The organism is Aeromonas sp. 603079, assembly GCF_049172135.1.
GTDB classification, from domain to species: Bacteria; Pseudomonadota; Gammaproteobacteria; order Enterobacterales; family Aeromonadaceae; genus Aeromonas; species Aeromonas veronii.
Map to the genome: position 1 here is coordinate 62,909 of NZ_JAAKPX010000005.1, position 22,179 is coordinate 85,087.

Sequence of the window (22,179 nt, forward strand, 5' to 3'; positions counted from 1 at the left end):
CAATGACGCGGCCCTGGCCGCGTCATTGCTATCTGCCATGTCCCGCTTCAGCCTGCGCCACTATCACCACCACGTCTGCAGCCATAGCCACGACTTTGCCCAGCTGGTGATCCCCCTCGACGGCCCCCTCGAGATCGAGGTGCAGGGCCGGGGGCGCAGACTTGCCCCCGGTTCTGCCTGCATCATCGCTCCCGGCGAGCGGCACGACTACGCCGCCGATCCCGCGCTTTCGTTTCTGGTGCAGGAGAGCGACTGGCTACCCGGGGATCTGGCGGCCTGCCCCTTTATCGAGCTGGATGAGCCCCAGCGCCACTACCTCGCTTTTCTGCACCGCATGGTGGCCGAAGGGCGGCAGGTGGCGGGCATGGCGCAGGTGTGGCTCTCCCTGCTGGCGTAAGGGCAGGGGATGCAGAGAGCAGCCATTCCACGCCTTGCCGCTCGCATCCTCAAGGTGCAGCGCCATATCGATGCCAACCTCGCCGCCCCGCTGACCAATCAGCAACTCGCCACCATCGCCTGCCTTGGCCAGAGCCAGTTCAAGCTCGCCTTTCGCCAGCAGCTGGGGGTAAGCGTCTCCCACTACATTCGCAGTCGACGCATGGCGCTGGCGCGTACCCTGCTTGCCGGTACGCAACTGCCCGTTGGGGAGATTGCCAGCCGCTGCGGTTACCAGAATCAGGGGGCTTTCGGCGAGCGCTTCCTGAGTGAGACCGGGCTCACTCCGTCCCTCTGGCGCCAGCAAAACGGCCGCCTGCCGCAACGAAACGGCTGATCGCCGAAGACGAGATGCTCTCTTTGGGCCATGCTGCGGGTCATGCAAGGTGCACGATAAACAGGAGCAGAAATGGAGACGATTAGCTGGCAGGATTTCGAGGTGGTGGAGCTCCGGGTGGGCACCCTGGTGCGGGTCGAGCCGTTCCCCGAGGCGCGTAAACCGGCCTACAAGGTGTGGGCGGATTTTGGCCCTGAACTGGGGGTTCGCAAGAGCAGTGCCCAGATCACCGCCCTCTACCAGCCAGAGCAGCTGGTGGGCCGCCAGATCATCGCCGTAGTCAACTTCCCGACCAAACAGATTGGCCCGTTTCAGTCGGAGTTTCTGCTGACCGGTTTCTACCGGCCGGATGGCGCCGTGGTGATGGCCATTCCCGAGCGGGCGGTGGAGAACGGCGCCAAGCTGGGCTGAGTTCACGCCCGAACAGAGACAAGAGAGGCGACCCCGGGGTCGCCTCTCTTTTTTGTTTTCTGCTGCGAGTCGTTACTTCAACAGGCTGAAGATCAGCGCCGATACCGCCAGCGACCCGGTCAGCAGGATAAAGCAGTTGGTCCAGCCGTGACGGAAGCGGGCCAGCGCCTCCACCTTGTAGATGGCAATCACCGGCATGATGAACAGGATCATGGCGATAACCGGGCCGGAGAGGGTCTCCATCAGCCCCAGAATGCCCGGGTTGATGACTGCGGCACCCCAGATGGCGAAGAACATCAGGGCGATACCCAGTTTGTCTGCCTTGGCCAACGGCAGGCCGGTAGGCTTGGCGATCAGGCTTTTCAGGCTTTCACGGGCACCGAGGAAGTGGCCGAGGAAGGAGGAGCTGATGGCGATAAAGGCGATGAGCGGCCCCAGAGTCACAATTACCGGGTTGTCAGTGATGTTGGCGAGATAGGAGAGCACAGAGACGTTTTGGGCCTTGGCTTCAGCCAGCTGGGCTGGCGAGAGGCTCAGCACGCAGGAGAAGACGAAGAACAGCACGAAGCCCACCAGCATCACTGTGGTGTTGCGCAGGATCAGGCCGCTCTTGGCTTCCGCCTGCTCGCCATATTCACGGCGCTGCACGTTGGCAAAGCCGGAGATGGCGGCGGCGTGGCTGAAGGCGAACACGGTGACCGGCAGCGCCAGCCAGACGGTGTTGAGGAAGCTGACTCCTTCAAACGCGGTCACTTCCGGCCACTGCCACTGAGGGATCAGGTAGCAGGAGAGGGCCGCCAGAATGGCCGCCAGCGGATAGACCATAAAGGCGAAGGCGCGCAGCATCGCTTTCTCACCCGCCAGCATCACGGCGATCATGGCGAATACCAGCACGCCGGAGAGCATCACCCGATCCGGGGTCGCCATGCCGAGCTGGTTGACCATAAAGCTCTCCACCGTGTTGGTCAGTCCGACCCCGTAGATGAGCAGGATCGGGAAGATGGAGAGGAAGTAGAGCGCCGAGATGAGGCGACCGGCCATCTTGCCGAAGTGCTCCTCCGCCACTTCGGTGAAGTCGGCGTGGGGGCGTGACGAGGAGAGCACGAAGCGCGCCAGCCCGCGGTGGGCGAGGAAGGTCATGGGGCCTGCCAGTACCGCGACGATGACGAGAGGCCAGATGCCGCCCAGACCCAGATTGATGGGCAGGAACAGGATACCGGCGCCAACGGCGGTGCCAAACAGGCTGATAACCCAGTGGGTGTCGTGACGGCGCCAGCGGGTGATGCTGGCTGTGGTGGAGCAGGAACCGGATAGCTCCTTGGTAGCCTCTACAGATAAACTCATTACTAATTCACTTTTTGTCAGTGTTTTAATCTGAGTTAATTGTGGTTTATCGGGATTTAATTCTCAAAAAGCGGGGCTGAAACATATCACTGCCATTGCGGGGTTTAGCCAGCGAGATTGGGAATGGAATCTTGGTCACAGAATGCAACAAAACTGACAATGGTGATTTTTGTGAAATATAAAACCAAATTTTTATCTGCGATCATTTTTTTATTTTGGCTAATAAGGTGTTTTCAGAATTACGTGAAAAATCGCACCATTTCTCGCCGACCAATTGTGATGTTTCACTATCATTTCGCTTCTTTGCCAGCGTATCACGCTGTTCAAGAGCGCCTTGACCAGCGGATCACACCGGCCATCACCCGGGGCAACTTCCCTGAAAAAGCAGGCGGCCATCGGGCCGCCTGCTTGTCTGGTGTGATGACATCGCTATCCGCCTAGTGGGCCAGAATGTTGCCCCAGGCGAGATCCGGATCCCCCATCACGATAAAGTCAGGGTTCTCCAGCGACTCGGTTTCGTTGTAACTGAGTGGCTGCAACGCCAGGCTGAGGATACGGCCACCGGCTGCCTCGACGATGCACTGGGCGGCGGCGGTGTCCCACTCGCCGGTGGGGCCTAGTCGTACGTAGCAATCGGCAGCCCCTTCCGCCACCAGACAGGATTTGAGGGAGCTGGAGCCAAGCGGGATCAGCTCGTAGTTGATGGCCGGGTTGAGGCGGCGGGTGAGGTTCTCCAGCTTCTGGCGGCGGCTGATGGCTACTACCAGCGAGTCGGGCTGGTCATGCTCGTGATGCATAGCGCTGATGGGCAGTACCTCGCCATTCACCTCCTTGAAGGCGCCGTAGCCGCGCACCGCCCAGTAGAGCACGTTGGACTCGGGGGCGTAGATGACCCCGAGCACCGGCACATTGTCCCGCACCAGGGCGATCAGGGTGGCGAAGTCGCCGCTGCCCGCGATAAATTCGCCAGTGCCGTCGAGGGGATCCACCAGCCAGTATTGCCGCCAGTTGGATCGCTGGCTGAAGGGGATGTCGGCCGCCTCTTCGGTCAGCACGGGAACGTGGGGAGTGAGCGCCGAAAGCGCCTGTTTGAGGTAGGCATCGGCAGCAAGATCGGCACTGGTGACCGGAGTGGCATCCTCCTTCAGCTGACGCTCGAACTGACCGCCATGATAGATGTCGTGAAGGATCCTTCCGGCTTCGCGGGCAATCTCCTTGACCCCCGGCACCCAGGCCAACAACTCCTGCATCTCGTTATCCTCTGTCTGTTAACTGCCCGTCTGCGGGCTACTTTGCCTGCTCGGCCAGCCACTTCTGGGCCAAGAGCAGGGCACTGATGCTGCGCGACTCGGTGAAGTCGGGTCGCGCCAGCAATTCGTCGATCCGGTTGAGGGGCCAGGGGATCACCTCCAGCGGTTCGGGCTCGTCGCCGATCCGCTGCTCGGGGAAGAGATCCCGCGCCAGCAAAATATCCATCCGACTGGAGAAGTAACCGGGGGCCAGCGACACCTGTTTGAGCAGGGTCAGGCTGTTGGCGCCAAACCCCGCCTCCTCCATCAGCTCCCGGTTGCCCGCCTCGAAGGCATCTTCGCCCGGGTCGATCAGCCCCTTGGGAAAGCCCAGCTCGTAGGAGTGGGTGCCGGCGGCATATTCGCGCACCAGCAGCAGGGTGTGGGCATCGAACAGCGGCACCACCATGACGGCGCCCCGGTTGCCGCCGCGCATCCGCTCGTAGACCCGCTCTTCGCCATTGGAGAATTTGAGGTGTAGCGATTCCACCTTGAACAGTCGGCTCTCGGCCACGATATCGGCCTTGAGGATCTCCGGCTTGCTCTTGGGGTGATCCAGTTGGTCGGCTGAGATGTGCTCGGGTTTGCTCTTGTGAGGGTCGCTCATCGGACGCTGGCTGCTCGTTAAAAAATCGTGCTTCAAGAGTAAACGACTCTCACACCGAACACCACGGGCCAGGGATGGCAAAGGGGGAGGAAAAATCCGTTATACTGCCGCCCCGTTTTCCGAGATCAGCGATCAAGAGGCCCGATGCCACACTCCTGCTCCACCACCTTGCCCTGGCACCAGATAGATACCGTCTTGCTCGATATGGATGGCACCCTGATCGATCTGCATTTTGACAACCACCTCTGGCAGCAGCTGGTGCCGGAGCGTTACGCCGAGCGGCTCGGTCTGCCGCTGGATGAAGCCAAAGCGCAGATCGACGTCCACTATCACGCCGTCAACGGCACCCTCAACTGGTACTGCGTGGATTACTGGAGCGAGACCCTGGGGCTCGATATTCGTGCCCTCAAGCAGGAGCTGCTGGCGAAGATCCAGTGGCGTCCTCACGCCATCCCCTTTCTGGCCGAGCTGCGCGCCGCGGGCAAGCAGTTGGTGCTCTTTACCAATGCCCACCCTGCCAGCCTGTCGGTGAAGGATGCGCAGTTGGGACTAAGCGATCATCTGGATTTGATGGTGAGTACCCACGAGCTGGGCTGGTCGAAGGAGAGCCAGTACTGCTGGCAGGCGCTGGCACAGCGGCTGGCGTTCGATCCGGCCCGTACCCTGTTTGTGGATGATAGCGAGCGGATCCTGCGGGCTGCCGCCGACTACGGTATCGGCTATCAGCTGGCGATCCAGAATCCGGACAGCTGCAAGCCGGAGCAGAACATCACCGCTTTTCCGGCGATCCGCGATTATGCGGAGTTGCTGCCGCTGGCAATCTGAATTTGCTGAAACGAGAGAGGGCTGCATCATGCAGCCCTCTTTCTTTGATTTGAATTTTGGTTATCTGACGCCTGATGGCGAAAAATCACAGCTCCCGAAACGGGCGCCGTTTCTCTTCCTCGATGACGATCGCCTCCAGATTGGCGATCCGCTCCTGTAGCTCTCTTATGATCATATCCTGCTTGCCGAGGCGATCGGTGATGCGGGCATCCCCCATCTGGTAGCGAGCCCGTTTGCCGAGATATCCGAACAATATGCTGATAAATACGATCAGGACTATGCCTGTCCACATGGTCATGTCACGACTCCTTGTCGTCTATAAACGGCGAAAACGCTGATGGATCCGTTCTGTTTTCTCATAGCCGCCAATTGGCCGCAATGGGCCCCGTTTCGCCTTTGTGATGCAGTTGGCTATTGCTGCCAGAGAGGGCGGCCAAGCCACCACCTTGCTTACCCGGGTGGCTATTGCTGCCAGAGGGGGCGGCTAAGCCAGAGGGCCCACAGGGTGAGGTGCAGCAGCACGATAAACCAGAAGACCAGCCGGTAGCTGCGCTTCTGGGTCTTGTGACGCAACCACTGGCGGGCCACCAGTGCGCCCGGCCAGCCGCCGCACAGCTCCAGCAGATGGAGCCTCGATTCGGGAATGCGCCACTCGCCGCGCACTGCCTGCCGCTTGTCCCAGGCGTAGGCGGCCACCGTGAGCAGGCTCATGGTGAGCAACACGGCCAGCGGCCACCACTGCTGCTCGCCGAGGCCGAGCCAGAGGGCTGCGCCCAGTGGCAGCAGTGCCAGCGCCATCACTGGGCCAGCTCCCAGCAGCGCTCCTCGTCCTGCTTGAGGGTGCGGATCACCCTGGCCGGATTGCCCACCGCCACCGAGTCGGCCGGGATGTCGCGGGTGACCACGGCGCCGGCGCCAATGATGGAGCGCGGCCCTATGGTGACGCCGGGGCAGATGATGGCGCCGCCGCCAATCCAGCAGTCGTCACCGATCCGCACTGGCTTGTTGTAGGCAGTCCAGTTGCGTCGTTCCAGATAGTTCATGGTGTGGGTGGCGGTGTAGATCTGCACGTTGGGGGCCAGCAGCACATGGCTGCCGATGTGCACTTCGCCCACGTCGAGAATGGTGACGTTGAAGTTGAAGAAGGTCTTCTCGCCGATATGGATGTTGCGGCCAAACTCGCAGGTAAATGGCGTGCTGATCCAGCAGGAGTCGGGGCAGTGGCCGAACAGCTCGCGGCAGATCTGCTGGCGCAGAGGGGCATCGCCCGCCGATGAACTGTTGAGTTTGGCCAGCAGCGCCTGACCGCGGATCCGGTCGTTCGCTATCTCCTCGCTCTGGTCATCCAGCGCCCCGCCTGCCAGTACCTTGTCCCAGTCGCTCGCCATTGCTACCTCCTCATGCTGCAAGAGCAGGCAGTATACGTGACTGTCAGGGGCGCCGTCAGTCTGTCACTTGTTGCAGGTGATCCCCGTCAACCTGTGGGCCAGACGAGGGGCAGGATCAGCAGGGCCGAGACGAAGTAGGGGAGCAATACCCGCAGCCCGAGACTGCGCCCGCCGATGCCGAGGGCCAGCAGCCCCTTCACCAGCGAGTTGACCAGACCGGCCAGCAGGATGCCGCGGGCCGCCACCTCCAGCGCCAGCTCCTTGTGGGAAAGCTGGGAGAGCGACAGCGTGATGGCGTCCACATCGGTGATCCCCGACACCAGCGACAGCAGATAGACCCCGGAGTTGCCCACCTTGTCTTGCAGCAGCGTTGCCATAAAGCCGATCAGCGCCAGCAGCAGGCCGAACTTGATGGCGGTGGACAGATCGAGCGGGTTGCTGGTTTCCGGCTGTACCGGGCCGTCAGTTAGCTCCTCGCGCTGGCGCCAGAACCAGAAGGCAAAGCCGTAGACTGTGGTGGCCAGCAGCAACAGGGGGGCGATGAGGCGCATCGCCAGTTCGCTGTGAATCAGCAGTACCAGTACCAGCAGCCGCAGCCACATGGTGGCCCCTGCCAGCAGGATGCCGGTGGCCAGCAGTCGCTCCAGCCCGCCCTGCTCCTTGTTGAGACGGGCGAACTGCAGGGTAAGGGCGGTGGAGGAGGCCAATCCCGCCAGTATGCTGGTGAGCACCAGTCCGGCGCGGGTGCCGAGCAGGCGTACCGCGAAGTGGCCACAAAACGAGATGCCGGCGATCACCACCACCATCAGCCAGATCTTGAAGGGGTTGAAGGCGTCGAGGGGGCCCATCTCCTCGTTGGGCAGCACCGGCAGCAGCACCAGCGAGATAAGCAGAAAGCGCAGGGTAGCGTGGAATTCGGTCTCGCTGAGAAACAGCATCCCCTGCTGGATCTGTCCCTTCAAACCCATCAACAGGGCGGCCAGCACGGCGCAGGCCACCGCCTCGCTCGGGCTCAGCAGTACCGACATCAGCCCCAGCAAATAGGTGAGCAGCATGGCTACCGAGCTGGTGAGACCAAACTCCCCTTGCCAGCGCTGGGCCAGCCAGACCGAGAGGCCGCAACCGATCACCACCGCCAGCAGGCCGAGCAACGGTAGCCAGGGGCCCAGAGTCGGCAGCAGTAAACCGCACACCCCGCCAAGCAGGCCGATAAGGCCGTAGGTACGCATCCCGGCGATGCGCTGGTTATCCCCCAGCTGGCGCACCTGCCAGCCCCGCTCCAGCCCGATGATGAGGCCGATGGCCAGCGAGACCAGGGCACCGTTGACGGGTTCTGCATTGATCCACATAACGACTTCCTTTTCGTCATCTGCCTGCCTTGTTCCCATGATGGCACAGCGCTTGAGGTCACAGAGGGGCGTGGCTCACAGAGTCTGCGTCTGGCTCCTTGTGGCGTGTGGCTGCCTGATATGAGCAAAAGAGATAAGCAAAGAGTTATTTCTTTCTTCTGGGCATAACAACTCCACGGCATGCTGTTCTCAACCCAACAAGATATGGAGAATCACCATGAAACTGCGAATGACCGCCCTGACCCTGCTCTCTCTGCTGGCATTTGGTCAGGCCAATGCCGCCGAGATCCGCCTGCTCAACGTCTCTTACGATCCGACCCGCGAGCTGTTTCAGGAGTACAACGCCGCCTTTGCCAAGGAGTGGAAGGCCAAAACCGGCGACGACGTGGTGGTGAGCCAGTCTCACGGTGGCTCCGGCAAGCAGGCCCGCGCTGTGGTGGATGGACTGGAGGCCGACGTGGTCTCGCTGGCGCTGGCCTACGATGTCAACGCCATCGCCAAGGCGGGGCTGACCGCTGCCGACTGGCAGAGCCGACTCGGCAACAACGCCTCGCCCTATACCTCCACCATTGTCTTCCTGGTGCGCAAGGGCAATCCCAAGCAGATCAAGGATTGGGATGATCTGGTGCGCAAGGATGTCGCCATCGTGACTCCCAATCCCAAGACCTCCGGCGGGGCACGCTGGAACTATCTGGCCGCCTGGGGCTATGCCCTGAAGAAGAGCGGCAGTGAAGAGGGGGCCAAGCAGTTTGTCGGCGATCTCTTCAAGAACGTGAAGGTGCTGGACTCAGGCGCCCGCGGTGCCACCACCAGCTTTACCGAGCGCGGTCTCGGTGACGTGCTGCTGGCGTGGGAGAACGAAGCCCTGCTGGTGCTTGGTCAGGCGGGGGCCAGTGACAAGTTCGAGCTGGTGGTGCCTTCGGTCTCCATTCTGGCGGAGCCGCCGGTCGCGGTGGTGGACAAGGTGGCCAAGAAGCACGGTACCGAAGCGGTGGCCAAGGCCTATCTCGATTATCTCTACTCTGACGAGGGGCAGCATATCGTCGCCAAACATCACTATCGCCCCAGCAACCCGGCGATCCTGAAGGAGACGGCAACCCAGTTCCCGCAGCTTGCCTTCTTTACCGTCAAGGATCTGGAAGGGGATTGGGAGAAAGCCCAGAAGAAACACTTCGCCCAGGGCGGTCTGTTTGACCAGATCTATCAGCAGGGTCGTTGATAGCTTCGTTATCCATCACTGAACTGGCCCCTGTGCCAGCCGATAGGAGCACCAAGATGAACAAGATCCTCCTGGTTCCCGGTCTGCACAACAGTGGGCCGGATCACTGGCAGAGCCGCTGGCACGATCATTTTCCCCAATGGCAGCGGATGACCGGGCTGCCGTGGGACAAGCCGGACCTCAGGGTCTGGAGTGCCAAGCTGGCGAGCAAGTTGAAACGTCGCCGCAGCCGGGTCCATCTGGTGGCCCACTCTTTCGGCGCCCTGACCGCCATCGCGGCGGCCCGCTTGCAGCCGGAGAAGGTGGCCTCGATCTTTCTGGTGGCGCCCGCCGATCCCGCCCGTTTTGGCATTGCGGATGAGGCCTTGGCCGGGCCGCTGCAGGTGTCGGCCCAGCTGGTGGCCAGCCGCAATGATCCCTGGATGAGCTTTGAACGGGCCGAATACTGGAGCCGTCAGTGGCAGGTGCCGCTGTTCGATGCCGGTGAGGCGGGCCATATCAATGCCCAGTCCGGTCATGGGGATTGGCATCAGGGGCTGCATTTGCTGGGGGCACTCTACCGCCGTGGTGAGCTGGTAGTGGCACCGGTCAAGGCCGCATCGCCCCGGCCGGTCGTATTGGGCTTTCGCTAGGTATCTGTGAAGTGGTTGGAGGGTTGTCGGGCGCGCTGTTCGCTGGCTACTCCATGCCCCCGTTCTTTGAATGCTCCGCTCCGTATTGCTCCATTTCTTAGGTCTTTTATTTATATAAAAGACCTTTTTTTATTTGGAGTGCGCCAAGAGCCTTGTGACTCTGCGGTTAGACAAAAAAGTGATTAGCAAAGTCGCAATTGATGTTTGTTGCCGATGAGGGGAGTGCGCAGAATCACCATATCGAAAATTCTTCATAACAGATGGATGTGTTATGCGATTTGGTTCTTATTCTGTCCTGCCCGGTTTTGGTCCCACCTTGGGGTTCAGCCTGTTCTATCTGGGCCTGTTGGTGCTGTTGCCGCTCTCGGCGCTGGTGCTGTTTGCCGCGAACAACCTCACGGCAGCCGAGTTCTGGCAGGTGATAGGTTCACCCCGGGTGCTCGCCTCCTTTCGCCTGAGCTTCGGGGCGGCCTTTGTCGCGGCGCTGCTCAACAGCCTGTTTGGCCTGATCCTGGCCTGGATCCTGGTGCGCTACACCTTCCCCGGCCGTCGACTGGTGGATGCGTTGATCGACCTGCCATTTGCCATGCCGACCGCCGTTTCCGGCATCGCCCTGTGCGCCATTTTCGCCCCCAACGGCTGGATCGGCCAGCTTCTGGCGCCGCTCGGCATCCAGCTCGCCTACAACCCCATCGGCGTCGTTATCGCCCTCACCTTTATCGGGTTGCCTTTTGTGGTGCGCACCCTGCAGCCGGTGCTGCGAGAGGCTGAGAGCGAGCAGGAGGAGGCCGCCGCCAGCCTCGGCGCCGATCGCTGGCAGACCTTTATCCACGTGCTCTGGCCGACCCTGATCCCGGCCCTGCTCACCGGCTTTGCGTTGGCGTTTGCCCGTGCAGTGGGGGAGTACGGCTCCGTCATCTTCATCGCCGGCAACCTGCCGATGGTCTCTGAAATCGCACCGCTGATGATCATGAGCCATCTGGAGGAGTACGACTATGCCGGTGCCTCCGCCATCGCAGTGGTGATGCTGCTGATCTCATTCATTTTGTTACTGCTAATCAACAAGTTGCAGGCCTGGAGCTGGTCTCGCATCGGAGGGAGCCGGATATGAGTTCATCTGCTATCGCCATTGAGGCGGCCTCTGTAGAGGCGACCCCCGCTCGCAAGGCACCGGTCGTGATCCGTGAACCCCAGTGGGTCAAGTGGCTGCTCATCACGGTCGGTTTGGGCTGGTTTGCCGCCCTGCTGCTGCTGCCGTTGGCCACCGTCTTTATTCAGGCGCTGACGCCGGGGCTGGCTTTTTTCTGGCACGCCATCAGCGAGCCGGATGCTCTGAGTGCCCTCGGTCTGACCGCACTGGTGACCCTCTGTGCGGTTCCCCTCAATCTGCTGTTCGGGATCGCGGCGGCCTGGGCCATCGCCCGTTTCCGCTTCCCCGGTCGGCAGCTGCTCATCACCATCATCGATCTGCCCTTCTCGGTGTCGCCGGTGATCGCCGGTCTGATGCTGGTGTTGATGTTCGGCAGCCGCGGCTGGTTCGGTGACTGGCTGAGCGAACATGACATCAAGATCATCTTTGCCACCCCGGGGATCATCCTGGCCACCACCTTCATTACCGTGCCCTTCGTGGTGCGCGAGCTGCTGCCCCAGATGGAGGCGCGCGGCCCGGAAGAGGAAGAGGCGGCCATCATGCTGGGGGCGAGCGGTCTGCAGATGTTCTGGCGTGTCACCCTGCCCGGCATTCGCTGGAGCCTGATGTATGGCCTGCTGCTCTGTACCGCCCGTGCGGTCGGGGAGTTTGGCGCGGTGTCGGTGGTTTCCGGTCATATTCGCGGCCAGACCAATACCCTGCCGCTGCATATCGAGATCCTCTACAACGAGTACCAGACCGGCGCCGCCTTTGCAGTGGCAAGCCTCTTGGCTCTGTTCGGGATCTTCACCCTGCTGGGTGAAACCCTGTTGGCCCGGCTGCGTGCCCAGCCCACCAAATCTCACTGAATCACCGTTATAAAGAGGCAGCCATGAGCATTCAGGTTCAACAACTCAACAAGTATTTCAATCAGTACGCGGCGCTGGCAGACATCAACCTCGACTTTCACGACGGTGAGCTGGTGGCCCTGCTTGGCCCTTCCGGTTGTGGCAAGACCACCTTGCTGCGGATCATCGCCGGGCTGGAGCAGGCCGACAGTGGCAGCGTCATCATCCGTGGTGAGGACGCCTCGGATCTCCATGTGCGCGAGCGCAACGTCGGCTTCGTGTTCCAGCACTACGCCCTGTTTCGCCACATGACGGTGTTCGAAAACGTAGCGTTTGGCCTTAGGGTCAAACCGCGCAGCGAGCGCCCGGCCGAGGCGGCCATTCGCGCCCGGGTCAAGGAGCTGCTGGATCTGGTGCAGCTCAGCCACGTGGCCGAGCGCTATCCGACCCAGCTCTCCGGCGGCCAGCGTCAGCGGGTCGCGCTGGCCCGCGCGCTGGCGGTGCAGCCCAAGGTACTGCTCTTGGACGAGCCCTTCGGCGCCCTCGATGCGCAGGTGCGCAAGGAGCTGCGCCGCTGGTTGCGCGAGCTGCACGACGAGCTGCATGTCACCAGCCTGTTCGTCACCCACGATCAGGAGGAGGCGCTGGAGGTAGCGGATCGGGTGGTGCTGATGAATGCCGGACGGGTCGAGCAGATCGGCACCCCGGCCGAGGTCTACGACCAGCCCGCCAGCTCCTTCGTCCACAGCTTCCTCGGCAGTGTGAATCAGTTCCGCGGTCGGGTGGCGGAGCAGGGATTCGGTGTCGGCGAGCAGCTGCTCGGCGGGCCGTCGGCTTCTCATCTGGCTCACGGCAGTGCCGCCATCGCCTATGTCCGTCCCCATGAGCTGGAGATCTTGCCAGCCGATGCGCCGGGCGGGATCCGTGCCACCATCACCCGTCTGCTGCCCATGGGGCCACGCATTCGGGTGGAGCTGCGTGGCGATGGCGAAACCAAAGGGGCCCACTACGAGGCGGAGCTGAGCAAGGAGGCGGCCAAGCTGTTTGCCCCGGGTCAGGGGGTGAAGCTGGTGGCCAGACAGGCGCAGTTCTATCCCGACTATCAGATTTGATGCTGTGTTGCGGGCGGTGTGGCCGCCCGGTTCAGGCTGTCAGCCGGGCATGATCCGGCCAAATAACAAAAATGAGAGGGGCGAGCAGATTGTGTCGCCCACTCTTCGCAGGAGGCGACAAGGTGAATTTTCAGCAGTTACGCATTATCCGGGAGGCAGCGCGGCGGGATTACAACCTGACCGAGGTGGCCAACGCCCTTTTTACCTCGCAATCCGGGGTGAGTCGCCATATCCGCGAGCTGGAAGAGGAGCTGGGGATCGAGTTGTTCATCCGCTACGGCAAGCGGCTGCTCGGCATGACCGAGCCGGGCAAGGAGTTGCTGGTGATTGCCGAGCGGATTCTCAATGACGCCAACAACATCCGCAAACTGGCCAGCACCTTTGCCAACCGCGACTCGGGCCGCTTGCTGGTGGCGACCACCCATACCCAGGCGCGCTATGCCTTGCCGCGGGTGGTAAAGGCGTTTCGCGAGCAGTTCCCGCTGGTACAGCTGGAGCTGCGTCAGGGCAGCCCGGAGGAGATAGTGCGGCTGGTGCAGACCGGCGAGGTGGATATCGGCATCAGCAGCGAGCAGCTCGACAAGAGCGAAGGGGTGGTGGCATTCCCCTACTACCGCTGGCACCACAATATCGTGGTGCCCGAGCAACATCCGCTGGCAGGCGAGCGGGATCTGACGCTGGCGGCGCTGGCCAACTGGCCCATCGTCACCTATCAAGCCGGGTTGACCGGGCGGGTGCGGGTGGATGAAGCCTTTGCTGCGGCTGGCATTGAACCGCAGATCCTGCTGACGGCGCAGGACTCCGATGTCATCAAGACCTATGTCGAGCTGGAGATGGGGGTCGGCATACTGGCCGACATGGCGTTCGACGCGCAGCGCGATCAGGGGCTGATACAGCTCGACGGCAGCCATCTGTTTGCCCCCCACACCGCCTGGATTGGCCTCAAGCAGGGGCAGTTCCAGCACAACTTTGCCTGGCAGTTTATCCAGCTTTGCAACCCCGAGCTGGCGCTGGCGGATATTCAGGCCCGCGCCATGGGCAGCGAACCCGCCCTCGACTTCCAGATTTGAATCGGAAGAGATGACAGAAGGGGAGCCAATGGCTCCCCTTCCTTATTGCTGGCAGATGAGATTGCCAGCGAAAACAGACGGCTTCATATGAATTTTTTCACTTAGGTTTGCCAGTTAATTTTGTTTGTTATCCGGTACTTGGGTTGCAGGATGGAATAAGTGACTGACCAAAGTCGATCCATTCAGGATAAAGCATGCCGTATAGCTACCTATCACATCTGCGTTGCAGCAAGAGTGGCGAGATCCATGAGGCTGACCAGCCCTGGCAACTGAGCCGGGCAGGTGCGCCACTGCTGGCCAGCTACGATCTCGATGCGCTGAAGCGAGCATGGCACCCGGCGGCATTGCTGGGGCGCCCGGCCAGCCTGTGGCGTTATCACGAGTTGCTGCCGGTACGGGATCCCGCCCACGTTGTGACGCTGGGGGAGGGATTCACCCCACTGCTACGGCTGCCTACGCTGGGCAAGCAGATCGGTATTCCGGATCTCTGGATGAAGGATGAGAGCGTCATCCCCACCGGCTCCTTCAAGGCTCGTGGTGCAGCGGTGGGCATCTCCCGCGCGCGTGAACTCGGCGTCACTCACTTCGCCATGCCGACCAACGGCAACGCAGGCGCTGCATGGGCGCTCTACGGTGCCCGTGCCGGACTGCGCAGCACCATCGTTATGCCGCAGGCAGCCCCCGCCATCACTCGACTGGAGACCTCTCTCGCCGGTTCCCGCCTCTATCTGGTGGATGGCCTGATCAGCGATGCCGGTCGTCAGGTGGCGCAGGCGGTGGCGGAGCAATCCCTGTTTGACGCCTCAACCCTGAAGGAGCCCTACCGGATTGAGGGCAAGAAGACCATGGGGCTGGAGATTGCCGAACAGCTGGGCTGGACCCTGCCGGATGTGATCATCTATCCGACCGGTGGCGGGGTCGGCCTCATCGGTATCTACAAGGCGCTGCGCGAGCTGCAGGAGCTGGGCTGGGTCAAGGGCGCGTTGCCCAGACTGGTCGCGGTACAGGCGAGTGGCTGCGCGCCCATTGTGCAGGCGTGGCAACAGAGAGCCACCGAATCGAGCTTCTGGCCCGACTCCCAAACGCTGGCGTTCGGCATCAATGTACCCAAGGCGTTGGGGGATTTTCTGGTGCTGGACGCCCTCTATCGCACCGAGGGTTGCGCCATCGCGGTGGATGACAAGGCCATCCAGAGCGAGATCCGCCAGCTTGCCTCTCGCGAAGGCAGTTTTGTCTGCCCTGAGGGGGCCGCCGCGTTTGCTGCTGCTCGGCAACTGCGCGAGGCGGGCTGGATCCGTGGGGGAGAGCAGGTCGTGGTGCTCAATACCGGTGCCGGCATCAAGTACCCGGATGCGATCACTGTGCTGCCCCAGCGTCTGCAGCGTGACGGGAGGATCCCGGCATGAATCTGGATCTGCCCTTTATCGTCACAACGCTGCCCGCCTTCGGCAAAGCGGTCTGGGTCACCTTGCAGCTGGGAACCATAGTGATCCTCACTTCGCTGGCGGTCGCCCTGCTCAACGTCGCCCTGTTGAGCCTGCACAAGCGGCCGCTCAGCGCCCTGATCCGCGGATATGTCGAGCTGGCCCGCAACACGCCGCTGCTGATCCAGCTCTTCTTCCTCTATTTCGGGCTGCCGGCGCTCGGCTTGTCGCTCTCCGGGTTTACTACCGCGGTGATTGCCATGACCTTCCTCGGCGGTGGTTATCTGACCGAGGCGCTGCGGGCGGGCATTCAGGCGGTGCCCGCCAGTCAGCTGGAGGCTGGCAGGGCCATCGGGCTTTCTCGCTGGCAACTGCTGCGCCACGTGCAGTTGCCCCAGGCCTGGCTCGCCAGCCTGCCCGCGCTGTTTGCCAACTTCATCTTTCTGCTCAAAGAGACGACCGTGGCTTCGGCGGTGGCGGTGCCAGAGCTGCTCTACACCACCAAGAATTACATCGCCCTCTACTACAAGACCTACGAGATGCTGGCGGTACTGACCTTGATGTGCGTGCTGATCTTTCTGCCGCTCTCCCTCGCTCTGCGCGTCGTTGAAAGGAGGCTGCAACATGGTCAGTTCGGTCACTGAATCGCTAATGCAGGCGAGGCTCCCGATGTGGGCACTTATCTTCCAGCTGCCACCGTCTCTCGCCACCGGGGCGCAGGAAAGGAGGGCTCAATATGGCCAGTTCGATCTCTGAACAGCTGACGCAGGCGCTGCCACTGCTGGCGGTGGGCGCGGGTCAGACCCTCGCCATCTCGCTGCTGGCCATCCTGTTTGCCACCTTCGGCGGTATCGCTTACGGCGTGTTGGCACAACAGGGCGGCCGGTTGGTGCGGGGTCTGCTGCGGCTTTATCTCGAGCTGTTTCGGGTAGTGCCGGTGCTGGTGTGGCTCTATCTCTTTTTCTTCGGGTTGCCCATCTTTTTCGGCCTCGATATTCCGGCCTTCTGGTGCGCCGTGCTGGTACTCGCCCTCTGGGGCGCCAGCGAGGTGGGAGAGGTGGTGCGCGGTGGCCTCAACTCCCTCGCCCGTGGTCAGCAGGAGGCCGGGTTGGCGCTCGGGCTCTCGACCTGGCAGCTCTATCGCCACGTGTTGCTGCCGCAGGCGTTGCAGCGGCTGACGCCGCCGACCATCAACATCTACACCCGCATCATCAAGACCAGTTCGCTGGCGGTGCTGATCGGGGTGGTGGAGGTGATCAAGGTGGGCCAGCAGATCATCGAGCGCACCTATGGTTCCCTGCTTATTTACGGTCTGCTGTTTCTGTTCTTTTTTCTGGTCTGCTATCCGCTCTCGCTCGCCTCGCGCAGGCTGGAGCAACATTGGGGTAATGCGGTATGACACCTCTGCTTGAACTCGGTTCTGTCAGTAAACAGTTCGGCCCGAATCTGGTGCTGGATCGGATCAGCCTCAGCGTGCGCGCCGGGGAGGTGATCGTCATCCTGGGGCCAAGTGGTTGTGGCAAGAGCACCTTGCTGCGCACTCTCAACGGGCTCGAACCCATTCAGGGGGGCGAGATCCGCTTCGATGGTGTGCTGCTGGATGGTGCCACCGACTGGCAACGAGTGCGCCAGCGGATCGGCATGGTGTTCCAGAACTATCACCTCTTCCCCAACCTGACGGTGCTGGAAAACGTGCTGCTCGGCCCCCTGCAGGTGCAAAAGCGGGAGCGGGCAGAGGCGCTGCTGCAAGCCGAGCAGCTTCTGACCCGCATCGGCCTGTGGGAGCGGCGCCATGACTATCCGCGCCAGCTCTCCGGCGGCCAGCAGCAGCGCATCGCCATCGTGCGGGCGCTGTGCATGAACCCGCAGGTGATGCTGTTTGACGAGGTAACCGCCGCCCTCGACCCCGAGATGGTGCAGGAGGTGCTGGAGGTGATCCGCGATCTCGCCGGCAGCGGCATGACCCTGCTTATCGTCACCCACGAGCTGGCTTTCGCCCGGGCGGTGGCGGATCGCATCGTCTTCATGGATGGCGGCCACATTCTGGAGCAGGCCGCCCCCCACCAATTTTTCGACAATCCCAGGAGCCAGCGTGCGCGCCAGTTCCTCGCCAAGTTTTCTTATATAAATGTCATCAAACGAAAGGAGTCAGCATGAAAAAAATCACCTCGGTTCTGCTTAGTGCCTTATTGGGACTGGGTATCGCCAGCGGCGCTGCCCATGCGGCGGACGGTTCTCTCGACAAGATCAAGGCGCGGGACAAGCTCATCGTCGGCGTCTTCACCGACAAGCCGCCGTTTGGCTACGTGGACGAGAAGGGGAACTACGTCGGTTTTGACACCGATCTCGGCCGCCGCTTCGCCAAGGACCTGCTGGGGGACGAGAACAAGATCGAGTTCGTGGCGGTGGAGCCAGCCAGCCGCATCCCCTTCCTGCAGAGCGACAAGGTGGATCTGATCCTCGCCAATATGACGGTGACCCCGGAGCGGCGCGAGGTGGTGGATTTCACCAACCCGAACCTGCGAGTGGCGGTACAGGTGCTGGTGCCGGAAGGGAGCCCGGCCAAGAAACTGGATGATCTGGCCAGCAAGACCCTGATCGTGACCACCGGCACCACGGCCGACATCTGGCTGACCCGCAACCACCCAGAGTGGAAGGTACTCAAGTTCGAGAAGAACACCGAATCTTTGCAGGCGCTGGCGCAGGGCCGTGGTGACGCCTATGCCCAGGACAACCTGGTGCTGTTCAGCTGGGCCAAGGAGAACCCGGGCTATCGGGTACTGCCCGAGAAATTGGGCTCGGAAGATCCCATCGCCCCGGCGGTGAAGAAGGGCAATATCGAGCTGCGTGACTGGGTCAACGACCGTCTCGCCAAGCTGGGTGAGGAGAAGTACCTGCTGAAACTCTATGACCAGTATGTGCGTGACAAGCTGAGCCCTGATACCGATCCGAATGATGTGATCGTCGAAGGAGGAAAATGGCAGGGTTAATGGACAAACCCTGTTTTGAAGAGTGTGTTGAGTGTGTGAAGTAAGTGAAGAGTGAGGTCTTGGTTCCGTTGGTATGCAAACCGCAAGGTTTGATTTTTCCGGGCGTCCCCTGCTAGAGAGGACGCCCTTTTTTATGTGGCCAAGCGTGGGTTAGTGCACTTCATCCCAGGCCATCTGCCAGTGGGAGCCGATGCCCGGCTCGTACTGGGTGGCTGTGGTGGTCCACTGCTGGCAGTAGCCGCTGTAGGGGAAGGGCTTGCACTGATAGACCTTGCCATTTTTCGGCTGCTGCACCTTGGTGCCGGCGGCATAGGATTTGAGCGAGTTCGGGAAGACGAAGTCGTATTCGCCGCTGCTCTGCTCCTTGAACATCAGATCCATGGTCTGCTGGATGGTCTCGCCACCCGCTTTCGGAGTGGCCTTGATCACCAGCTGGTGGTGACCAGCCTTGAGACCTTCCAGCGCCATGGTGAAGGTGTGGCTGCTGTCCTTGATGTCAGCGCTGCTTTCACCCTTGGCAACGCCGCCGTGGTCATAGAGGGTGTAGGTGACGGCCAGATCGCCCTGTACGGTGACGGTGAAATCAAGGGTTGCCTTGCCGTTGTCCAGCACATAGTCGCTGGCCAGACCGCTGACGCTGATGCTGTCCACTACCGGCGGCTGCAGCTGTTGCAGATCAATCTCGACTCGCTCCAGTTTGCTGTTTCGCTTCAGATAGACGGGGTTCATGCCGTAGATCGGATTGAACTGGCCATCGGCTCCTTGCTGACCGGCGCGGATCTGGCTCTGTTCGGCGTTGATCTTGCTGGCGAGGGCATGGGCCCAGCTGTTCTTCTGGCCCTGCTCGGCGGTGGTGATGGTCAGCACGGTCTGCAGATCGGGGCGCTCGCCGTTGGCATCGAATACCCGGGTCATCGCCTTGTCACCCACAGCAAGGTCAATGGAGGGGTAGATGGTGCCTGCCTGGCTCCACTCCAGCGGCGGCTGGCTGCTATCTTTGAACTTGGCATCGATGATGTTGTAGAAACTGTTGCTGGTGTCGCCCACTTCCCACACGCCGAGGATCACCTGATAACCGGTGCGCTCCGGCAGGACACAGTTGTGGGTCACCTGCTTGGGCGGCTGCACCATGTTGCCGTCGATGACGCAGAAGGGGGTCAGGTCGAACGAGGCGCGGGTGAGCGGCTGGTTGGGGTTCCAGTCCTGCTTGGTGAGGTAGTAGCGCCAGTTGCGGGTGACGTGGTTGGCAGTGAAGGTCCAGCTGATGGCGAAGGGGCCAGGCTGTACTTCACGCTTGGTCCAGCGGTCGCTGGTCTGGATGTTCAGTTCGCTCCAGCGCGGGCTGCCCGCCGAGGCGATTTGGCCATCCTGCGGGCCGCTCTGCGGGAAGCCTGATGGGCCCTCCACACTCTGGGGTTCCCACTGCACGCCGCCACACTGGCTGTTGCCACCGGTTTTGCACAGGTAGTTGCGACTCTCTGGCTGGTTGATGTAGCCGTGGGCCAGAACGCTGCCGCTGGCCAGCAGAGCCAGCACCGTTGCGATGTGATTAAGTTGGATTTTTGCTGCCATACATTCCTCTGTTCGATAGATGTGGGCAGTCAAGTTGGCAGGGGATCTCCCCGATACACACGTGCGTGTGGCAACCCCGCTATCCTGGACAAAACGTCTGTAGACCGGAGGCTTTGCGTCCCGACCTTTCGGTCAGTTTGCCAAATGACTAGATGGTTAGTGATGGGCCAAATGTTCGGCCATCAGCATTGTGCACTGCATTGATTAATTATTTGAAGTTAAATGTTTAAATGCGCCATTCAATGGCGCGAAAAACATTCTAACTGGCTGTTTTTAAATTGTTATCTTGTCTGTGAATGGCGCCGAATGCCGTTGAATATGCCAATAAAATGCATGCTTACTGCGTGTTTTGCGGCGTAAAAAAACCTGCCAGCTGAGCTGGCAGGTCGGGTGACAAGGCGACAGGGATTGACGCCATCAATGACGGACGCGCTGCTCGCCTGACGGGGGAGACACGGGAGCCATCATTGGTGCCGCGGCGGACTCTTTGCCCAGTTTGAACACCGCAAGCCGCTCATCCAGGCTGCGGGAGAGACCGGCCAGCAGCTCGCTCTCCTGCGCCAGTTGCGAGGCGGACTGGGACATCTCCAGCGCCGAGTCATTGATGCCGCTGACATTGCGGTTCATATCCTCGGCCACCATGCTCTGCTGCTCGGCGGCGGTGGCGATCTGGGTGGCCATGTCGCTTACATGCTGGATGTGGTTGACGATCAGGGTGAGATCCTGCCCCGCCTGCTGGGACTGGTTGACGCTGCTCTCCGCCAGTTTGCGGCTGGTATCCATGGCGTTGGCGGCGGTGACGGCCCGTTGCTGCAGCTGGGCAATGGTACTCTGGATCTCTTCGGTGGATTGGCGAGTGCGGCTGGCCAGCTGGCGCACCTCGTCGGCTACCACGGCAAAGCCGCGGCCCTGCTCACCGGCACGGGCTGCCTCGATGGCGGCGTTGAGGGCCAGCAGGTTGGTCTGCTCCGAAATGGCGCTGATGACGGCGGTCACTTCGCTGATCTGCATCACCCCCTCCTTGAGCTGGTTGACCTGCTGGGTGGCTTGCTCCACCTCGGTGGCCAGCGCCTTGATACCGTGCACGCTGGCGTGAACGTCGCGGTTGCCGAGCCCGGCTTCTCCAGTCGCTTCCTGGGTATCCCGCGCGGTATTTTCGGCGTGTCCGGCCACATCGGAGATGGTGGCGCTCATCTCGTTCATGGCGGTAGCGAGCTGGGCCAGCTGATCCCGCTGGCTGGTCACCGCCTGATTGGTCTGCTCGGCAGAGGCGGCGATGCGCAGGGCGGCATCCGCCACGTTGCGAGCCCCTTGGCTGGCTTCCAGCAGGGCGTGACGGATGGCATCGAGACTCTGGTTGGTACAGTGGGCGACCACTCCCAGCTCATCCTTGCCCTGTACCGGGATGCTCACCACCAGATCCCCCTTGGCGACCCGTTGCATGGCGTTGTTGATCTGGCTGAGGGGGGAGACGATGGAGCGGGTGATGCGCCAGCCCAGCAGCCCCATCAGCAGGGTCACAATGGCGGTGGCGCTACCCATCTTCATGTACTGGGCCCAGATGGTCTGCTGGATATCCTGCAGCAGCATGCCGGAACCGAGGATCCAGCCCCAGGGCTGATAGCCGGAGACCATGGAGAGCTTGTCGGCGGTTTCGCCCGATGGGCCTGTCCAGACATATTGCAGGGTGCCCTGTTTGCCCCCTTTGGCGATATCCACCATCTGATACCAGAACTGACCAGCGGTGGCGGCCCCCCCTTCACCCATCTTCTGGCCGACCAGTTCGGGGCGAATGGGGTGAACCACCATGGTGCGGTTCTCGTCGATGACGAATAAATAGTTGTTGCCATCAAAGCGGGTGTTGGTCAGCAGTTTACGCGCCTCCTGCTGGGCCTGTTCCATGGGCAGGGTGCTGGCCAGAAACTGGATCTGGCTCATGGCCTGGTCCAGCACGGCATTGAGCCGTGCCTCTCGCTCGCTCATCAGATTTCGCTGGAGCGCATTGGCCGAGATGAGCAGCAGCGAGACAAAACCGACAAACGCCAACGTGAGCAGCAAGATCAATTTGCGGCTCACGGTGATATCACCGAGCTTGAACATGATTAAACCCTCGTTATCCCGTTTTATGGTGGCTCTGTACCGCTGCAGCCAGTTCGTCAAAGTTAACAACTCATTTACTTTCAGCCGTTTGCCGACCG

At 61.4% G+C, this 22,179-nt stretch carries 23 protein-coding genes, 1 pseudogene and 1 riboswitch; of the genes and pseudogenes, 15 read left to right on the forward strand and 9 right to left on the reverse strand.

Annotation, left to right across the window (positions count from 1 at the left end):
• Window positions 1–2: 2 nt before the first annotated feature.
• A pseudogene (locus tag G5287_RS04690) lies at window positions 3–772 on the forward strand (helix-turn-helix domain-containing protein).
• A 72-nt stretch (window positions 773–844) separates the two neighbouring features.
• Window positions 845–1,183 (forward strand): tRNA-binding protein, encoded by a 339-nt coding sequence (locus G5287_RS04695; RefSeq protein ID WP_227341471.1) that lies wholly within the window; start codon window positions 845–847, stop codon window positions 1,181–1,183.
• Window positions 1,184–1,255: 72 nt separating this feature from the next.
• On the opposite strand, the gene G5287_RS04700 is transcribed toward G5287_RS04695, so the two are convergent.
• On the reverse strand, window positions 1,256–2,527 hold the full coding sequence (locus G5287_RS04700; protein WP_421206145.1) for an aromatic amino acid transport family protein: 1,272 nt from the start codon (window positions 2,525–2,527) through the stop codon (window positions 1,256–1,258).
• Window positions 2,528–2,650: 123 nt separating this feature from the next.
• Between G5287_RS04700 and G5287_RS04705 the strand changes: the two genes are divergently transcribed.
• A complete protein-coding gene (locus G5287_RS04705) occupies window positions 2,651–2,968 on the forward strand; it encodes a hypothetical protein (RefSeq protein ID WP_227341469.1) in 318 nt (105 codons plus the stop codon).
• On the opposite strand, the gene cysQ is transcribed toward G5287_RS04705, so the two are convergent.
• Both cysQ and nudE read right to left on the reverse strand, forming a co-directional pair.
• Window positions 2,965–3,777 carry a 3'(2'),5'-bisphosphate nucleotidase CysQ gene (gene cysQ, locus G5287_RS04710; RefSeq protein WP_005357849.1) on the reverse strand — a complete coding sequence of 271 codons (813 nt, stop codon included), beginning with the start codon at window positions 3,775–3,777 and terminating at the stop codon, window positions 2,965–2,967. The genes G5287_RS04705 and cysQ overlap by 4 nt on opposite strands.
• A 37-nt stretch (window positions 3,778–3,814) precedes the next feature.
• A complete protein-coding gene (nudE, locus tag G5287_RS04715; RefSeq protein WP_064338850.1) occupies window positions 3,815–4,423 on the reverse strand; it encodes an ADP compounds hydrolase NudE in 609 nt (202 codons plus the stop codon).
• 144 nt (window positions 4,424–4,567) lie between these two features.
• On the opposite strand from nudE, the gene yrfG reads away from it, so the two are divergent.
• A complete protein-coding gene (gene yrfG, locus G5287_RS04720; protein WP_219264772.1) occupies window positions 4,568–5,248 on the forward strand; it encodes a GMP/IMP nucleotidase in 681 nt (226 codons plus the stop codon).
• An 85-nt stretch (window positions 5,249–5,333) separates the two neighbouring features.
• Here yrfG and G5287_RS04725 read toward each other — a convergent pair whose 3' ends face one another.
• The 4 genes from G5287_RS04725 to G5287_RS04740 all read right to left on the reverse strand — a co-directional run bounded on the left by G5287_RS04725 (window position 5,334) and on the right by G5287_RS04740 (window position 7,985).
• Window positions 5,334–5,546, reverse strand: a complete 213-nt coding sequence (locus tag G5287_RS04725; RefSeq protein ID WP_245148109.1) for a hypothetical protein — start codon at window positions 5,544–5,546, stop codon at window positions 5,334–5,336.
• 164 nt (window positions 5,547–5,710) lie between these two features.
• Window positions 5,711–6,049 carry a DUF1294 domain-containing protein gene (locus G5287_RS04730; RefSeq protein WP_421230949.1) on the reverse strand — a complete coding sequence of 113 codons (339 nt, stop codon included), beginning with the start codon at window positions 6,047–6,049 and terminating at the stop codon, window positions 5,711–5,713.
• Window positions 6,046–6,636 (reverse strand): sugar O-acetyltransferase, encoded by a 591-nt coding sequence (locus tag G5287_RS04735; RefSeq protein WP_245148108.1) that lies wholly within the window; start codon window positions 6,634–6,636, stop codon window positions 6,046–6,048. The genes G5287_RS04730 and G5287_RS04735 overlap by 4 nt, the downstream gene beginning before the upstream one ends.
• 86 nt (window positions 6,637–6,722) lie before the next feature.
• Window positions 6,723–7,985 (reverse strand): MgtC/SapB family protein, encoded by a 1,263-nt coding sequence (locus G5287_RS04740; RefSeq protein WP_245148107.1) that lies wholly within the window; start codon window positions 7,983–7,985, stop codon window positions 6,723–6,725.
• Between the two features lie 217 nt (window positions 7,986–8,202).
• Here G5287_RS04740 and G5287_RS04745 point away from each other — a divergent pair, with 217 nt between their 5' ends.
• The 11 genes from G5287_RS04745 (at window position 8,203) to G5287_RS04795 (ending at window position 18,409) form a co-directional block, all read left to right on the forward strand.
• Window positions 8,203–9,204, forward strand: a complete 1,002-nt coding sequence (locus tag G5287_RS04745) for a sulfate ABC transporter substrate-binding protein (protein ID WP_421230950.1) — start codon at window positions 8,203–8,205, stop codon at window positions 9,202–9,204.
• Window positions 9,205–9,260: 56 nt separating this feature from the next.
• The gene (locus tag G5287_RS04750) at window positions 9,261–9,836 is read left to right on the forward strand and encodes an RBBP9/YdeN family alpha/beta hydrolase (RefSeq protein ID WP_040067346.1); all 576 of its coding nucleotides are present in this window, start codon (window positions 9,261–9,263) and stop codon (window positions 9,834–9,836) included.
• 271 nt (window positions 9,837–10,107) lie between these two features.
• Entirely contained in the window at window positions 10,108–10,947 is an 840-nt protein-coding gene (gene cysT, locus G5287_RS04755; RefSeq protein ID WP_421230951.1) for a sulfate ABC transporter permease subunit CysT, read from the forward strand.
• Window positions 10,944–11,834 (forward strand): sulfate ABC transporter permease subunit CysW, encoded by an 891-nt coding sequence (gene cysW, locus G5287_RS04760; RefSeq protein WP_005343065.1) that lies wholly within the window; start codon window positions 10,944–10,946, stop codon window positions 11,832–11,834. The genes cysT and cysW overlap by 4 nt, the downstream gene beginning before the upstream one ends.
• 23 nt (window positions 11,835–11,857) lie before the next feature.
• Window positions 11,858–12,925: a sulfate/molybdate ABC transporter ATP-binding protein gene (locus tag G5287_RS04765; protein ID WP_421230952.1), complete on the forward strand. Its 1,068-nt coding sequence runs from the start codon at window positions 11,858–11,860 to the stop codon at window positions 12,923–12,925.
• A 122-nt stretch (window positions 12,926–13,047) separates the two neighbouring features.
• Complete coding sequence (cbl, locus tag G5287_RS04770) at window positions 13,048–13,995, forward strand: HTH-type transcriptional regulator Cbl (protein ID WP_279461077.1); 948 nt, start codon at window positions 13,048–13,050, stop codon at window positions 13,993–13,995.
• A gap of 194 nt (window positions 13,996–14,189) precedes the next feature.
• Window positions 14,190–15,401: a threonine synthase gene (locus tag G5287_RS04775; protein WP_216952130.1), complete on the forward strand. Its 1,212-nt coding sequence runs from the start codon at window positions 14,190–14,192 to the stop codon at window positions 15,399–15,401.
• Window positions 15,398–16,063 carry an amino acid ABC transporter permease gene (locus G5287_RS04780; RefSeq protein ID WP_043850026.1) on the forward strand — a complete coding sequence of 222 codons (666 nt, stop codon included), beginning with the start codon at window positions 15,398–15,400 and terminating at the stop codon, window positions 16,061–16,063. The genes G5287_RS04775 and G5287_RS04780 overlap by 4 nt, the downstream gene beginning before the upstream one ends.
• Before the next feature lie 92 nt (window positions 16,064–16,155).
• Window positions 16,156–16,818, forward strand: a complete 663-nt coding sequence (locus G5287_RS04785) for an amino acid ABC transporter permease (RefSeq protein ID WP_421230953.1) — start codon at window positions 16,156–16,158, stop codon at window positions 16,816–16,818.
• Window positions 16,815–17,576 carry an amino acid ABC transporter ATP-binding protein gene (locus tag G5287_RS04790; RefSeq protein ID WP_421172413.1) on the forward strand — a complete coding sequence of 254 codons (762 nt, stop codon included), beginning with the start codon at window positions 16,815–16,817 and terminating at the stop codon, window positions 17,574–17,576. The genes G5287_RS04785 and G5287_RS04790 overlap by 4 nt, the downstream gene beginning before the upstream one ends.
• Window positions 17,573–18,409 (forward strand): transporter substrate-binding domain-containing protein, encoded by an 837-nt coding sequence (locus tag G5287_RS04795; protein ID WP_040067363.1) that lies wholly within the window; start codon window positions 17,573–17,575, stop codon window positions 18,407–18,409. Before G5287_RS04790 ends, G5287_RS04795 begins: the two co-directional genes overlap by 4 nt.
• Before the next feature lie 150 nt (window positions 18,410–18,559).
• On the opposite strand, the gene gbpA is transcribed toward G5287_RS04795, so the two are convergent.
• Window positions 18,560–19,981 (reverse strand): N-acetylglucosamine-binding protein GbpA, encoded by a 1,422-nt coding sequence (gene gbpA, locus G5287_RS04800; protein WP_421230954.1) that lies wholly within the window; start codon window positions 19,979–19,981, stop codon window positions 18,560–18,562.
• A gap of 66 nt (window positions 19,982–20,047) precedes the next feature.
• A riboswitch (cyclic di-GMP riboswitch) is annotated at window positions 20,048–20,133 on the reverse strand.
• Between the two features lie 265 nt (window positions 20,134–20,398).
• Window positions 20,399–22,081 (reverse strand): methyl-accepting chemotaxis protein, encoded by a 1,683-nt coding sequence (locus G5287_RS04805; protein WP_421230955.1) that lies wholly within the window; start codon window positions 22,079–22,081, stop codon window positions 20,399–20,401.
• Window positions 22,082–22,179: the final 98 nt, after the last annotated feature.

Coding starts and splice junctions, on each gene's coding strand:
- G5287_RS04695 (WP_227341471.1), top strand. CDS start 845: ATGGAGACGATTAGCTGGCAGGATTTCGAGGTGGTGGAGCTCCGGGTG.
- G5287_RS04700 (WP_421206145.1), bottom strand. CDS start 2,527: ATGAGTTTATCTGTAGAGGCTACCAAGGAGCTATCCGGTTCCTGCTCC.
- G5287_RS04705 (WP_227341469.1), top strand. CDS start 2,651: ATGGAATCTTGGTCACAGAATGCAACAAAACTGACAATGGTGATTTTT.
- cysQ (WP_005357849.1), bottom strand. CDS start 3,777: ATGCAGGAGTTGTTGGCCTGGGTGCCGGGGGTCAAGGAGATTGCCCGC.
- nudE (WP_064338850.1), bottom strand. CDS start 4,423: ATGAGCGACCCTCACAAGAGCAAACCCGAGCACATCTCAGCCGACCAA.
- yrfG (WP_219264772.1), top strand. CDS start 4,568: ATGCCACACTCCTGCTCCACCACCTTGCCCTGGCACCAGATAGATACC.
- G5287_RS04725 (WP_245148109.1), bottom strand. CDS start 5,546: ATGACCATGTGGACAGGCATAGTCCTGATCGTATTTATCAGCATATTG.
- G5287_RS04735 (WP_245148108.1), bottom strand. CDS start 6,636: ATGGCGAGCGACTGGGACAAGGTACTGGCAGGCGGGGCGCTGGATGAC.
- G5287_RS04740 (WP_245148107.1), bottom strand. CDS start 7,985: ATGTGGATCAATGCAGAACCCGTCAACGGTGCCCTGGTCTCGCTGGCC.
- G5287_RS04745 (WP_421230950.1), top strand. CDS start 8,203: ATGAAACTGCGAATGACCGCCCTGACCCTGCTCTCTCTGCTGGCATTT.
- G5287_RS04750 (WP_040067346.1), top strand. CDS start 9,261: ATGAACAAGATCCTCCTGGTTCCCGGTCTGCACAACAGTGGGCCGGAT.
- cysT (WP_421230951.1), top strand. CDS start 10,108: ATGCGATTTGGTTCTTATTCTGTCCTGCCCGGTTTTGGTCCCACCTTG.
- cysW (WP_005343065.1), top strand. CDS start 10,944: ATGAGTTCATCTGCTATCGCCATTGAGGCGGCCTCTGTAGAGGCGACC.
- G5287_RS04765 (WP_421230952.1), top strand. CDS start 11,858: ATGAGCATTCAGGTTCAACAACTCAACAAGTATTTCAATCAGTACGCG.
- G5287_RS04775 (WP_216952130.1), top strand. CDS start 14,190: ATGCCGTATAGCTACCTATCACATCTGCGTTGCAGCAAGAGTGGCGAG.
- G5287_RS04780 (WP_043850026.1), top strand. CDS start 15,398: ATGAATCTGGATCTGCCCTTTATCGTCACAACGCTGCCCGCCTTCGGC.
- G5287_RS04785 (WP_421230953.1), top strand. CDS start 16,156: ATGGCCAGTTCGATCTCTGAACAGCTGACGCAGGCGCTGCCACTGCTG.
- G5287_RS04790 (WP_421172413.1), top strand. CDS start 16,815: ATGACACCTCTGCTTGAACTCGGTTCTGTCAGTAAACAGTTCGGCCCG.
- G5287_RS04795 (WP_040067363.1), top strand. CDS start 17,573: ATGAAAAAAATCACCTCGGTTCTGCTTAGTGCCTTATTGGGACTGGGT.
- gbpA (WP_421230954.1), bottom strand. CDS start 19,981: ATGGCAGCAAAAATCCAACTTAATCACATCGCAACGGTGCTGGCTCTG.
- G5287_RS04805 (WP_421230955.1), bottom strand. CDS start 22,081: ATGTTCAAGCTCGGTGATATCACCGTGAGCCGCAAATTGATCTTGCTG.